13 protein-coding genes are annotated in these 14,852 nt (G+C 35.0%); all 13 read left to right on the top strand.

Annotation, left to right across the window (positions count from 1 at the left end):
- Positions 1-2: 2 nt before the first annotated feature.
- The 13 genes from rpsO (at position 3) to I5818_RS15500 (ending at position 14,816) form a co-directional block, all read left to right on the top strand.
- On the top strand, positions 3-272 hold the full coding sequence (gene rpsO, locus I5818_RS15560; RefSeq protein WP_058002695.1) for a 30S ribosomal protein S15: 270 nt from the start codon (positions 3-5) through the stop codon (positions 270-272).
- Positions 273-745: 473 nt separating this feature from the next.
- Positions 746-2,866, top strand: a complete 2,121-nt coding sequence (pnp, locus tag I5818_RS15555; RefSeq protein ID WP_078109084.1) for a polyribonucleotide nucleotidyltransferase — start codon at positions 746-748, stop codon at positions 2,864-2,866.
- A gap of 134 nt (positions 2,867-3,000) precedes the next feature.
- Positions 3,001-3,981, top strand: a complete 981-nt coding sequence (locus I5818_RS15550; RefSeq protein WP_078109094.1) for a polysaccharide deacetylase family protein — start codon at positions 3,001-3,003, stop codon at positions 3,979-3,981.
- A 50-nt stretch (positions 3,982-4,031) separates the two neighbouring features.
- Positions 4,032-5,267 carry a M16 family metallopeptidase gene (locus I5818_RS15545; protein ID WP_058002697.1) on the top strand — a complete coding sequence of 412 codons (1,236 nt, stop codon included), beginning with the start codon at positions 4,032-4,034 and terminating at the stop codon, positions 5,265-5,267.
- A gap of 133 nt (positions 5,268-5,400) precedes the next feature.
- Positions 5,401-5,640, top strand: a complete 240-nt coding sequence (locus tag I5818_RS15540; protein WP_058002698.1) for a YlmC/YmxH family sporulation protein — start codon at positions 5,401-5,403, stop codon at positions 5,638-5,640.
- 132 nt (positions 5,641-5,772) lie between these two features.
- The gene (gene dpaA, locus I5818_RS15535) at positions 5,773-6,672 is read left to right on the top strand and encodes a dipicolinic acid synthetase subunit A (RefSeq protein WP_078109085.1); all 900 of its coding nucleotides are present in this window, start codon (positions 5,773-5,775) and stop codon (positions 6,670-6,672) included.
- Positions 6,673-7,269, top strand: a complete 597-nt coding sequence (gene dpaB / locus I5818_RS15530) for a dipicolinate synthase subunit B (protein ID WP_078109086.1) — start codon at positions 6,673-6,675, stop codon at positions 7,267-7,269.
- Positions 7,270-7,503: 234 nt separating this feature from the next.
- Entirely contained in the window at positions 7,504-8,550 is a 1,047-nt protein-coding gene (gene asd / locus I5818_RS15525; protein ID WP_078109087.1) for an aspartate-semialdehyde dehydrogenase, read from the top strand.
- A gap of 52 nt (positions 8,551-8,602) precedes the next feature.
- Positions 8,603-9,850 (top strand): aspartate kinase, encoded by a 1,248-nt coding sequence (dapG, locus tag I5818_RS15520; protein WP_058002702.1) that lies wholly within the window; start codon positions 8,603-8,605, stop codon positions 9,848-9,850.
- A 5-nt stretch (positions 9,851-9,855) separates the two neighbouring features.
- Complete coding sequence (dapA, locus tag I5818_RS15515; protein ID WP_078109088.1) at positions 9,856-10,731, top strand: 4-hydroxy-tetrahydrodipicolinate synthase; 876 nt, start codon at positions 9,856-9,858, stop codon at positions 10,729-10,731.
- 171 nt (positions 10,732-10,902) lie between these two features.
- Entirely contained in the window at positions 10,903-11,448 is a 546-nt protein-coding gene (locus I5818_RS15510; protein ID WP_078109089.1) for a glycerol-3-phosphate acyltransferase, read from the top strand.
- A gap of 16 nt (positions 11,449-11,464) precedes the next feature.
- Complete coding sequence (locus I5818_RS15505) at positions 11,465-13,063, top strand: aminotransferase class V-fold PLP-dependent enzyme (protein ID WP_078109090.1); 1,599 nt, start codon at positions 11,465-11,467, stop codon at positions 13,061-13,063.
- Positions 13,064-13,145: 82 nt separating this feature from the next.
- The gene (locus I5818_RS15500) at positions 13,146-14,816 is read left to right on the top strand and encodes a ribonuclease J (protein WP_078109091.1); all 1,671 of its coding nucleotides are present in this window, start codon (positions 13,146-13,148) and stop codon (positions 14,814-14,816) included.
- Positions 14,817-14,852 lie beyond the last annotated feature (36 nt).

Raw genomic sequence — 14,852 nt, 5'->3', positions numbered from 1 at the left:
GGATGGCAATTTCACAAGAACGCAAAAATGAAATTATTAACCAATTTAAAGTTCACGAAACTGATACTGGATCTCCAGAAGTTCAGATTGCAATCCTTACTGAGGATATTAATAATTTGAATGATCACTTACGTACACACAAAAAAGATCACCATTCTCGTCGTGGTCTAATGAAAATGGTTGGTAAGCGTCGTAACTTACTAACTTATTTGCGTAACAAAGATGTTCAACGTTACCGTGAGCTTATTAACAAATTAGGCTTACGTCGTTAATTTAAGTTGCTTATTTAACAAGAGAAGCGGGATAATTCCCGCTTTTTTGTTAGCAATAAAAGCGATAGAAAAAATAATTATTTTTCGGTAACTCCCAAAAAGTAGTGATAAACTTTTCGATTTTTTTGTTTACAATACATAATATAAAGTCAAAAAAATAGAACACAAAAGTTTTGTAAGTTGTTTTTTGTTTAGGCTCTTTTTTTAACATTGTTGCTATTTAGATCATGTTTTAGCCTAATATAGGTTGTTGACATGTGCTCCTTCCTTTCATGATGAAAAGAGTTGCAGACTTTATAAGAACCGTCGAAAGCCTTTTTTAGGTGTAAGACCGGTAGTAGGCTTATACAAAGCAACAAACTATACGAAAACAGCCTTTGTGTAATAAAAGAAAAAATAATAAAATAAATTTATTCTTTGTCCCATTTTTTTTAGATGGAGAAAAAGGGAGAAAGGTGGAAAGGAGTTTTTATATGGATCAAGAAAAACAAATTTTTAGTATTGATTGGGCCGGCAGAAAATTAACTGTTGAAATCGGTCAGCTTGCTAAACAAGCCAATGGTGCCGTTCTTGTACGTTATGGAGATACAGCAGTATTAAGTACGGCAACAGCTTCAAAGGAACCAAAATCTGTAGATTTCTTCCCACTTACAGTGAATTATGAAGAACGTCTATATGCTGTAGGTAAAATACCAGGAGGGTTTATCAAAAGGGAAGGTAGACCGAGTGAGAAAGCAATACTTGCAAGTCGTTTAATCGACCGACCTATTCGTCCATTATTTGCTGATGGATTTAGAAATGAAGTTCAAGTCGTTAGTATCGTTATGAGCGTAGATCAAGATTGCCCATCAGAAATGGCTGCTATGTTTGGTTCATCACTTTCGTTATCTGTTTCAGACATTCCATTTGAAGGTCCAATTGCTGGTGTGATTGTGGGAAGAATTGATGGTGAATTCGTGATTAACCCAACTGTTGAACAGATGGAAAAAAGTGATATGCATCTAACTGTAGCGGGTACGAAAGATGCAATTAACATGGTTGAAGCTGGTGCAGATGAAGTACCAGAAGAAAATATGCTAGAAGCAATTATGTTTGGTCATGAGGAAATTAAACGATTAATTGCTTTCCAAGAAGAAATTGTTGAAAAAATTGGCAAAGAAAAAATGGAAGTCACCTTATATGAAATTGATGAAGCACTAGAGAAAGAAGTTCGTTCTATTTGTGAGACTGACTTAATCAAGGCGATTCAAGTTCAAGAAAAACATGCACGTGAGGAAGCCATCCAAACGGTAAAAGACGAAGTCATTGCTAAATATGAAGAACAAGAAGAATTAGAAGAAGACACATTAAAACAAGTAAAACAAATTTTAAATAAATTAGTTAAAGGTGAAGTACGTCGCTTAATTACAGAAGAAAAAGTACGTCCTGATGGTCGGAAAATTGACGAAATTCGTCCGCTTTCTTCTGAGGTGGGTATTTTATCAAGAACACATGGTTCCGGATTGTTTACTCGTGGACAAACCCAAGCATTAAGTATATGTACGCTTGGAGCACTTGGAGATGTACAAATTCTTGATGGTTTAGGTATTGAAGAATCAAAACGTTTTATGCACCACTATAATTTCCCTCAATTTAGTGTGGGTGAAACCGGACCTATGAGAGGACCTGGACGAAGAGAAATTGGTCATGGTGCATTAGGAGAAAGAGCGTTAGAGCCAGTTATTCCTAACGAGCAAACGTTCCCGTATACAATTAGATTAGTTTCGGAAGTTCTAGAATCGAATGGATCAACATCACAAGCTAGTATTTGTGCAAGTACACTAGCTATGATGGATGCGGGTGTACCGATTAAGGCACCGGTAGCTGGTATTGCTATGGGGCTTGTAAAATCAGGTGAACATTATACGATCCTAACAGATATTCAGGGAATGGAAGACCATTTAGGTGATATGGATTTTAAAGTTGCTGGAACAGAAAAAGGTGTAACAGCGCTACAGATGGATATAAAGATTGAGGGTTTATCTAGACAGATTCTTGAAGAAGCTTTGCAACAGGCGAAAAAAGGTCGTATGCAAATTTTAAATCATATGATGTCAACAATATCTAATCCTCGTGGTGAATTATCTGCTTATGCACCTAAGATCTTAACAATGACAATTAATCCAGATAAAATCAGAGATGTAATTGGACCAAGTGGTAAGCAAATTAATAAAATTATTGAGGAAACAGGCGTTAAAATTGATATCGAACAAGATGGAACAATCTTTATCTCTTCTACAGAAGAAGAAATGAATAAAAAAGCGAAAAAGATTATTGAAGATATTGTTCGTGAAGTAGAAGTTGGTCAAATTTATTTAGGCAAAGTGAAACGTATTGAAAAATTTGGTGCCTTTGTTGAAATCTTCAGTGGAAAAGATGGACTCGTTCACATATCTGAAATTGCCGAGGAACGCATTAAGAAGGTTGAAGATGTGTTGAAAATCGGTGACGAGATCCTTGTAAAAGTACTAGAGATCGATAATCAAGGCAGAGTGAATCTTTCACGTAAAGCCGTTTTAAAAGAACAAAATGAAAATAGTGATAAAAAAGAGTAAAGTCAGGAATGAACCTGGCTTTTTTCATTTTAATTAGTTTTTTGGCGATCCCAATCTGTATGTTTCTTTTGTTGTTCTACCTTGTCCTACTTCATCATATTTTTTAGATAAGGGAGGAAAATAAGGTGAATAAAATAAAAAACTTGATTGGAATCATTCTGATTGCTATCCTTACATTGTCAATCATTAATAATCCGTTAACGGAAACCTATTTAGCAACTTTAAAATTAGATGCAGAATACATATCTACTGATCAAAATGATTTATATAATCAAATAGTTAATAAGGCGGATCAATATTCAATTAAACCACAGGATGCACGAATTGATAAGGTTTGGAAGGCGATACCTGGATACAATGGGATTGAAGTCGATATAAAAGCCTCATATAAAAATATGAAGCAAGATAAACAATTTGATGAAAACAAATTAGTATTCAAACAAGTCCCACCTTCTGTTCATTTAAAAGACTTACCTGCTGCCCCCATTTATCGAGGAAACCCTGATAAACCAATGGTAAGTTTTTTAATTAATGTGGCATGGGGAAATGAATATATTCCATCAATGCTAAAAACATTAAAGGATCACAATATTCATGCGACTTTTTTCTTAGAAGGCAGATGGGCGAAAAATAATCCTGATATGGCAAAAATGATTGTAGAAGCAGGTCACGAAATAGGGAATCATTCTTATACTCATCCAGATTTAAAAACACTTTCATCTGATCGTGTTCGTGAAGAATTAATTAATACAAATCAAGTTATTAAAGCAACGACAGAAAAACAAATTCGATTATTCGCCCCACCTAGTGGAAGTTATCGGGATGAAGTTGTCAAAATAGCTGATTCTATGAATATGCAAACAATTATGTGGAGTGTTGATACAGTTGATTGGCAAAAACCATCACCTGAAACCATTGTTACCCGCGTCATATCAAAAGTTCATCCTGGGGCACTGATTCTTATGCATCCTACAGAATCAACTGCAAAAGCTCTGGATCAATTAATTAATGAAATCAGGAAAAAGGATCTAAGAATAGGAACTGTATCAAAATTATTGGACGAAGAACGGATTATTAAAGTGAATGATGGAAAACTAAAAATAGAAAAGAAGTAGGTATCTCAGAAGACCTAATAGTGAATACACCTAGTTTGGAGGATTAGACATTGATAAAGAAATATACATGCCAAAACGGACTTAGAATTGTACATGAAGAAATCCCAACGGTTCGCTCAGTTGCTATTGGAATATGGATAGGAACAGGCTCAAGAAATGAAAATCCAGATAATAATGGGATATCCCACTTTTTAGAACATATGTTTTTTAAAGGTACAAAAACAAAGAGTGCCAAGGAAATTGCTGAGGCATTTGATTCAATTGGCGGACAAGTTAATGCATTTACTTCAAAAGAATATACTTGCTATTATGCTAAAGTACTTGATAATCATGCACAATTCGCTTTAGATACACTAGCGGATATGTTCTTCAACTCTACATTTGTTGACGAGGAATTAAAAAAGGAAAAAAATGTAGTTTATGAAGAAATAAAAATGTATGAAGATACCCCTGATGATATTGTTCATGATCTGTTAAGTAAGGCAGTCTATGAAAATCATCCATTAGGTTATCCAATCCTAGGTACAGAGGAAACTTTAGATACTTTTACGGGACAAACACTTAAGGAATATATGCACAACATGTATACACCGGACCAAGTAGTTATATCTGTTGCAGGAAATGTGTCTGATTCCTTTATTAAAGAAATTGAATCACTATTTGGTTCATATGAGGGAGGAAATACTGATAGAAATGAGCATATTCCTACCTTTCATACAAATAAGACCGTTAGAAAAAAGGATACGGAACAAGCACACCTATGCCTCGGGTTTGAGGGGTTACCTATAGGTCATGAGGACATTTACGATTTGATTGTTTTAAATAATATATTAGGGGGTAGTATGTCTTCTAGACTATTCCAAGAAGTACGCGAACAAAAAGGACTAGCTTATTCCGTATTTTCCTATCATTCATCATTTAAGGATACAGGGATGGTAACGATTTATGCCGGTACTGGTGCTAAACAATTAGATCACTTATTTGATACTATCCAATCAACGTTAAACAATTTAAAAAATACTGGTGTAACCGTCAAAGAAGTTCAAAATTGTAAAGAGCAGTTAAAAGGAAGCCTAATGCTAAGTTTAGAAAGCACGAATAGTCGCATGAGTAGAAACGGTAAGAATGAGCTCTTATTAGGGAAACATCGGTCACTTGATGAAATTGTCGAAGTGATTGACAAAGTTTCAATTGATCAAGTTAATCAATTAGCTCAAAAAATCTTTACTCCGCATTATTCTGTTTCTTTAGTAAGCCCTGACGGAAGATTACCAAAAAATATTTAATACACTGCACTGTCTGAAGTAATCCTTCAGACAGTTTTTTTATTGTGCATATGGAAGATTGAAAGCATGTTCTAAAAAACGATGGCAAGCGATATATTGTAATAGAATAGTGGGGTGAGAAAGGGGATATTTTATGCGATTAAGTGAATTAAGTGGAAAGGAAATTGTTGATTTTAAAAAAGCAGAACGATTAGGAGTATTAGGCCATACTGATATTGAATTTAACGAAAAATCTGGACAAATTCAATCGTTAATTATCCCAACCGGTAAATGGATGCGGAAACAAAGCAGTGAAATAAGGGTACCTTGGCAGCATATTAGAACCATTGGCTCAGAAATGATTATTCTCGAGGTGCCTGAAAATAACTATTAGAATATGAAAAAGGACAGATTGGCAATAAAGTCAATCTGTTTTTATTTTTATTAGATAAATCACCGAATTCAATTACTCCACATAAGATATTGAAGTGATAGGCGATAATCTTTTAAGAAGGTGACGATATTGATGTTGACAGGATTGCAGATTGCCGTAATTGGAGGAGACGCTCGTCAGCTTGAGGTAATCCGCAAATTAGCAGAATTAGACGCAAGACTGTCTTTAATAGGATTTGAGCAATTAGATCATGTTTTCTCAGGAGTTTATAAAGAAAAGATAAATGAAGTGAATTTTAGCGAAATTGATGCCATTATTTTACCTGTTCCAGGAACAAATCAAGAGGGGGAAGTAGATACGATATTTTCCAATGAAGAAGTGATATTAACGGAAGATATCCTTTTAAAAACCCCGTCACATTGCACGATTTATTCGGGGATCAGTAATTCTTATTTAGATCATATAACTAAAAAAGCGAATCGTAAACTGGTGAAATTATTTGAACGCGACGATGTAGCAATATACAACTCAATTCCAACAGTTGAAGGAACCATTATGATGGCTATTCAACATACTGAATTTACTATTCATGGTTCCACTGTAGCAGTATTAGGTTTAGGTAGGGTTGGAATGAGTGTTGCTAGAGCCTTTCACCATTTAGGGGCAAAGGTGAAGGTAGGCGCAAGAAAGACAGAACATATTGCACGAATTCAAGAGATGGGATTACAGCCTTTTCATTTAAATGATTTGGGAAATGAAGTAAAGGATCTTGATATTTGTATTAATACAATTCCACATTTAATTGTTAACGCTGCAATCATTCAAAAAATGCCCACTCAAACATTAATTATTGATTTAGCATCTAAACCAGGTGGAACAGATTTTCGTTATGCAGAAAAAAGAGGAATTAAAGCATTATTAGCACCAAGTCTACCTGGTATTGTTGCGCCTAAATCTGCAGGTCAAATCCTTGGTAATGTATTAGTACAGCTTTTAGATGAAGATGTAATTAAAAGAAAGGGGTCATTATAAATGAGTTTACAAGGGAAAAGAATCGGATTTGGATTAACAGGATCTCATTGCACTTACGATGCTGTTTATCCTGAAATAAAGAAATTGGTAGATGCAGGTGCAGAAGTGATTCCCGTCGTTACATTTACTGTCAAAAGTACAACTACAAGATTTGGAGCAGGTGAAGAGTGGATCGAAAAAATTGAAGAAGTGACAGGTCGTAAGGTGATTGATACAATTGTAGATGCTGAACCTCTTGGGCCAAAGCTACCACTCGATTGTATGGTGATTTCACCATTAACTGGTAATTCGATGAGTAAAATGGCGAATGCTTTAACTGATTCACCTGTTCTTATGGCTGCTAAAGCTACATTAAGAAATGGGAAACCTGTTGTATTGGGTATCTCAACAAATGATGCACTAGGTTTAAATGGCGTGAATTTAATGCGTTTAATGTCTACAAAAAATATTTATTTTATACCTTACGGACAGGATGATCCTGAAAAGAAGCCTAACTCAATGGTAGCCAGAATGTCATCCTTACAAGACACAGTCGAAGCTGCTCTCGAAGGGAAGCAACTTCAACCAGTCATTGTAGAACGTTTTCGTGATGAATAGGTAAAATAAAAATTTTTCCAATAAATAAAATAGAGGCTGTCTCAATAAGTCAATTTATGAGACAGCCCTTCTGCAATGAAATAAGTTTAACATTCTCTTTTTAGCAAATTAGCATAAAAAAGTATAGAAACAACGATATATATGATAAAATAAAATTTATTATTTAAGCATTTATTATAAGAAAAATAACCTTTAATAAAAAAGTAAGGTGTAAAAGTGGAAGGGGAATGTTTTATGGCAACAACAGGTTTTCATGTAGCTGTAGTAGGAGCAACTGGAGCAGTTGGACAACAAATGCTTCGTACATTAGAAACAAAGGATTTTCCAATAAAGAAACTTACACTCTTATCTTCATCACGGTCAGCTGGTACAGTTCTGAAATTTAAAGATGAAGATATTGTTGTCATGGAAGCGAAACCTGAAAGTTTTGAAGGTGTGGATATTGCACTTTTTAGTGCAGGTGGAAATATTTCTAAGCTGTTTGCAAAGGAAGCAGTTAAACGTGGTGCGATTGTAATCGATAATACAAGTGCGTTCCGAATGGATCCTGAAGTCCCACTTGTTGTACCGGAAGTGAATGAAGAGGATCTAAAATCCCATAACGGAATAATTGCAAATCCAAATTGCTCAACTATTCAAATGGTTGTTGCCTTAGAACCAATTCGAAAGGCATATGGATTAGACAAAGTAATCGTGTCAACCTATCAAGCAGTATCTGGAGCCGGTGCAGCAGCCATTGCTGAATTACACAATCAGACACATTCAATCATTAAGGGTGAATCCTTTAACCCGGAAATATTACCGGTTAAAGGGGATAAAAAACATTATCAAATTGCGTTCAACGCAGTTCCGCAAATAGATAAATTTGAAGAAAATGGATATACCTTTGAAGAAATGAAAATGATTAATGAAACGAAGAAAATCATGCATATGCCTGAATTAAAGGTAGCAGCTACATGTGTACGCCTTCCTGTTGAAACAGGACATTCAGAGTCGGTTTATTTTGAGGTACAACATGAGAGCATTGAAGTAGAGGATATTCGATCCTTATTACGTGATGCAGATGGTGTAACTCTTCAGGATAACCCTAAGGAGCAGTTATATCCAATGCCTGCATATGCAGTTGGAAAAAGTGATGTTTTTGTTGGAAGGATCCGAAAAGATTTAGATGAAGATAAGGGGTTCCATATGTGGGTTGTTTCTGATAATTTATTAAAAGGTGCTGCATGGAATTCAGTACAGATTGCCGAAAGCTTGGTTAAGCTTGGTTTAGTAAAATAGTGATATGATTAATAGTTGTATTAATTCTTATATCAATTCTTGAGGTGTTATGATGAAACTGATTGTGCAAAAATTTGGTGGTACATCAGTACGTGATGAAGAAAGTCGACAATATGCCCTAAAACATATTCAGGGTGCATTGGATGATGGTTATAAAGTAGTGGTAGTTGTTTCTGCGATGGGAAGAAATGGTGACCCTTATGCAACTGATACATTATTGTCAATGGTAAATGGGTCTAATACACATTTAAGTAAAAGAGAACAGGATTCTTTATTATCTTGTGGCGAAATTATTTCAAGTTTGGTTTTTTCTAATATGTTATTAGAAAACGGGATTCGATCCACTGCTTTAACCGGTTTTCAAGCTGGGTTTCGTACCAATTCAGAGCATACAAATGCAAAAATTATAAAAATGAAGACAGATCGTATTCTTCGTGAATTAAAGATCTTTGATTGTATCGTTGTTGCAGGTTTTCAAGGTGCAGCACCTAATGGGGATGTAACAACAATTGGGCGTGGAGGTAGCGATACATCTGCAGCTGCCCTTGGAGTAGCTTTAAATGCAGAATGGATAGATATTTTTACTGATGTTAATGGAATCATGACAGCAGATCCTAGAATTGCTCAGAACGCGAGACGATTGCCTGTAGTAACTTATAATGAAGTATGCAACATGGCTTATCAAGGTGCGAAGGTCATTCATCCTCGTGCTGTTGAAATTGCGATGCAGGCAAAGGTTCCAATACGGATTCGGTCAACCTATTCAGATGATTTAGGAACATTAGTTACTTCTGTCTACAGGGAAAACAAGGGTGCTGATGCTATTAGAGAGCGTTTAGTAACTGGGATCGCACACTTATCAAAAGTATCACAAATAAAAGTGGTAGCAAAAGATGGACAATATGATTTGCAATCAGAAGTATTTAAAGCAATGGCTAATGAGCATATTAGTGTTGATTTTATCAATATTTCGCCAACTGGAGTGGTATATACAGTAGCGGAAGATTTGATTGACAAAGCTGAAGCAATTCTAAAATCTCTTGGCCATGCTCCCATTGTAGAAAGAGGCTGTGCAAAAGTATCGGTTGTAGGTGCAGGAATAGCAGGTGTCCCAGGTGTGACATACAAAATAGTATCTGCTTTATCTGAAAGAGGGATAAGAATTCTTCAGTCAGCAGATAGTCATACGACAATTTGGGTATTAGTGAAAGAAGAGGATTTAGTCGAAGCAGTCAATGCTCTTCATGATGAATTTAATCTTCAAGAAGAACGATCAGATGTTAAGGTTATGAAGGAGTGATATAGATGGCTCATTTTGGTAGAGTATCAACCGCAATGGTCACCCCTTTTGATAATAAAGGGAATATCGATTTTCAGAAAACGAGTCAACTAATTGAATATTTAATTGATAATGGATCGGATTCATTAGTTGTTGCTGGAACAACAGGGGAATCTCCTACTTTATCAACAGAAGAAAAAGTAGCCCTTTTTAGACATGTAGTAAAAACAGTTAATGGAAGGATTCCAGTCATAGCAGGAACAGGAAGTAACAACACATATGCTTCGATTGAATTAACAAAAAAAGCAGAGGCTTCCGGTGTAGATGCAATTATGATTGTAGCCCCTTACTACAATAAACCAAATCAAGAAGGAATATTTCAGCATTTTAAAGCAATTGCTGAAAGTACAACATTGCCTGTAATGGTTTATAATATTCCAGGACGCTCAGTCATCAATATCCATCCTGAAACAATAATTAGATTGGCGGATATATCTAATATTGTCGCTGTGAAAGAAGCGAGTGGCGACCTAGATGCGATGACACATATTATCGCAAATACTCCAGATGATTTCGAATTATATAGTGGGGACGATGGAATCACTATACCGGTACTATCAATTGGAGGGCAAGGGATTATTTCTGTAGCTTCTCATATTATTGGGAATGAAATGCAGGAAATGATTCAGGCATTTTTAAATGGTTCAAATAAAGAAGCTGCAAAACTTCATCAACAGCTGTTACCAATAATGAAGGGGCTATTTACGGCTCCAAGTCCTGTACCAATAAAAACAGCCTTACAATTAAAAGGATTGGATGTCGGATCAGTACGTTTACCACTCGTGCCACTTTCAGAGTCTGAAAGAATTAGTCTGACAGAACTGTTAAATAGTTATAAATAAAAATGGATTGGCCTACCAAAGTGATTTTTTAGGTAGGCCAATCTTTTTTTATCTGTTCTTGTTCAAATATCTGAAAATAATGGTAATATAGAAACATAATATTATATAAATTCCTTTAGTAAATTTTTGATAACTTATTTAGGAAATAGATTATTGTAAAGGAAGAGAAGATTGCAGACAGTTTTTATTTACATACTTGCTTATTGTGTGGGACAAATTCTAAGTGCTCATATAATAGGTCTCCTTATTTATCGCAAAAATGTTTTTCAATTAGGCAGTGGCAATCCAGGTGCAAGGAATGCAGGAAGATCTTTTGGAAAAACGGGGTTTTTACTAGTTTTAATTGGGGATATGCTAAAAGCTTATCTTATATGTTGGGTAGCCCAAGTAGCTGGTCTGGGAATTCTGGGCCAATCCATTGCCTTATTTTGTGTAGTCATTGGACATATTTATCCTATTATTTATAAATTTCAAGGAGGAAAAGGGGTTGCATCGTTTATAGGAGGATTACTTTCTGTATCCCCCTTTTCAACATTTAGTTTTGTTTTTGTATTTCTAATTTTATTTCTCTTGAATAGATCATTTACAAAGTCAGGCCTTATAGCAATCATGACAACACCATTTTTTTTGTTTTTTTACGATAGAAATATATGGGGGAGCATTATTATTGCCATAATTGCATTCATCATTATATTAAGACATAGAGAAAAAAAGTAATTGTGGGGGATGGAGAATGAGTTTTACGATTAAAATGGCAAGGGATAAAGATGAGTTTGATCAAATTTTTGATTTGAATTATGAAACGTTTGTAGAGGAAATACCACAGCATGAGCAAAATGATAAGAAGAAATTACTCGATCGTTTCCATGCAGAAAATCAATATATTATATGTAAGCATGATTCCGAAGTTATCGGAATGATGGCAATCCGAGATATTAGACCGTTCTCGCTTGACGAAAAATTAGGAGTAATAGAGGAATATTTAAATTTTTCATTCATAAAACCTTGTGAGGTAAGATTGCTAGCTGTAAAAAAAACTTATAGAAATGGTCGTGTGTTTACAGCACTTACAGGAGGGCTTATTCGCTATTGCCTTCAAAAAGGTCATGATATCGCATTTATATCTGGAACAACTAGACAAAGTAAGCTATATCGCCATTTAGGATTTCAGCCTTTTGCACATTTAGTAGGGAAAGATGAAGCTTTATTTCAACCAATGTATTTAACAAAGAGAACATTTTTAACTAGTGATGCACTACAAATGATCAGTCATGTTCGTTCTTTCTTACCTGGTCCTGTTGCAATTGATAAGGAGGTACAAACAGCTTTTGATCAGCAACCGATATGGCATCGCTCAGAAGAACATAGTAATATGGTAGCTGCTGTTAAAACGAAATTAAAAGAAATGACAAATGCTAAGCAAGTGGCTATCCTGACAGGTTCAGGAACTTTAAGCAATGATGCGGTTGCAGCTCATTTAGCAGGTTTAAATTCGAAAGGATTAATACTAACGAATGGTGAATTTGGTGATCGTTTAGTTGATCATGCAGAGAGATTTCAGCTTACGTTTGACCATATATCTTATGATTGGGGAACCTCTTTTCTAATAGAGGAAATAGAAAATAAATTAATGGAAGGTAATTATGATTGGTTATGGTTTGTTCATTGTGAAACTTCCACTGGCATGCTCAATGATTTTAAAAAGATTGAATCTTTATGTAAGCAATATTCTGTTAAGTTATGTGTAGATGCTATTAGTTCTATAGGAGCGGTGCCATTGGACCTGCAACATACATACCTAGCAACAGGAGTTTCGGGAAAAGCCATTGGCAGCTATACCGGTTTATCTTTTGTTTTTTATAATTCTTTGGAAAACTTATCATATCCTGTCCCGAGATATTTGGATATTTCTTATTATGAAAAGTGTGAAGGTATTCCTTTTTCCCAAAGCTCAAACTTATTCCATGCTTTAAATGTTGCCTTAGACAAGTTTTTGGATCCATCCTTTATTAAAGAAAGAAGATCGATATTTATTCAAGCATGTGAAATGTTCAAGGATAAGGGCTTCCATTTTGTTATTGATAATCAACATTCCTCACCATGTGTTTTAACGATCGCAATCCCTAAAGAACTATCTTCCCTTGCAATTGGTGAAGACTTATATTTAAATGGATTTTTAGTCCATTATCGTAATCGATATTTAATAGAAAATAATTGGATACAAATTGCTTTAATGAATGCAAACAATGATTTAAAACAGCTTAAAAGTTTAATTCGAGTAATGGAAAAATTAATAATTGATCAAAGCTTTTCAATTTCTGCCTATCAATAAATAGATTGATGTCTAAATTCATCTTCGATTATAATGGATATAACTGATGTAGATCGGAAATACAGCTTGGGAGGAACAAGATTTGAAAAAGAGAAAAAATGAATTAATTAAAATTATACCCCTAGGAGGAGTAGGGGAAATTGGGAAGAATATGTATGTAATTGAAGTTGATGAAGACATTTTTGTGATGGATGCCGGTTTAATGTATCCAGAAGACGAAATGCTTGGAATTGATATTGTTATTCCTGATATAACTTATTTAGAAAATAATAAAGAACGGATTAAAGGAATATTTTTAACTCACGGCCATGAGGATGCCATCGGTGCCCTTCCGTATATTTTAATGAAAATAGATGTACCTGTATATGGTACCAATTTGACCGTTGCATTAGCGAAGGAAAAGTTAAAAGAGGTAAAGCTTAAACGACAAGTAGAGTTTACTATTATACAATCAAATTCAAAAGTGGAGTTTGATACAGTTACCATTACTTTTTTTAAGACTACCCATAGCATCGCTGATTCAGTAGGGATATGTATTCATACTTCTGAAGGAAATATTGTACATACGGGTGACTTTAAGTTTGATCAAGGTGTTAAAGGCTTCTACCAAGCAGAAATAGGAAAAATGGCGAATATCGGTGAACAGGGAGTTCTTTGTTTATTATCCGATAGTACGGAGGCCGAGCACCCTGGATACTCTATATCTGAAACAACTGTAGCAAACCAATTGTCCAGTGCTTTTCATTCAGCTAAAGGCAGAGTTATTCTAGCCTGTTTCGCCTCAAATCTTCTGCGTATCCAACAAGTATTTGATGCAGCCAGGGAAAATGGTAGAAAAATTGCTGTTGTTGGAAAAAGTTTGGAACGAATCTATGAAATCTCATTAAAACTTGGCTATCTACAAATGGATTCAGAGGATTTAATCATTCCTGTCCAAGACATACAGAAATATGAAAAAGACAAAGTGGTCGTATTAGCAACAGGTAATCAAGGAGAGCCATTCGTAGTCTTACAAAAAATGGCGAAAGGTTCACATAAACATATTTCAATTGAGAAGGGTGACACGGTAATTATTACTGCGAGCCCATCACCAGGATTAGAATTGTATATGTCAAAAACGATTGATATGCTTTATAGGGCTGGTGCAACCGTATTATCAAGTTCAAATAAAATTCATGTAACAGGTCATGGTTTACAAGAAGACTTGAAATTGATGTTAAACTTAATGAAACCTAAATATTTTATCCCTATTCAAGGGGAGTATCGAATGCTTATTGCACATGGTAAACTGGCAAGCCAAGTTGGATTGGCGCAAGATCATATTTTCATTCCTGGAAAAGGGGATATTATTGAATACAAAAATAATAAAATGAGCATCGGAGGAAGGGTTCCTTCTGGGAACGTCCTTATTGACGGTATTGGAGTGGGGGATGTAGGTAATATTGTTCTAAGAGACCGTCGATTATTATCACAAGATGGTATTCTTATTGTTGTTGTTACATTGAATAAAGCGGAAAAAACAATTGCTTCAGGACCAGAAATTATATCAAGAGGTTTTGTCTATGTGAGGGAATCAGAAGAATTGATGCTTGCCTCAACTAATTTAGTACGTGAGATTGTTGAAAAAAATATGTTAAAAGATGCATTTGATTGGTCAAGCATTAAACAAGATATTCGTGATCAATTAAATTACTTTTTATATGAAAAAACAAAGCGCAGACCAATGATTCTGCCAATTATTATGGAAATTTAATAGCAAATAAAAAACCAGGTGAAATAAAATGAACTG

Source organism: Heyndrickxia oleronia, from assembly GCF_017809215.1.
Lineage (GTDB): Bacteria > Bacillota > Bacilli > Bacillales > Bacillaceae_C > Heyndrickxia > Heyndrickxia oleronia.
Note: the sequence above shows the minus strand (reverse complement) of the source record. Positions and strands in the feature narration are given on the sequence as shown.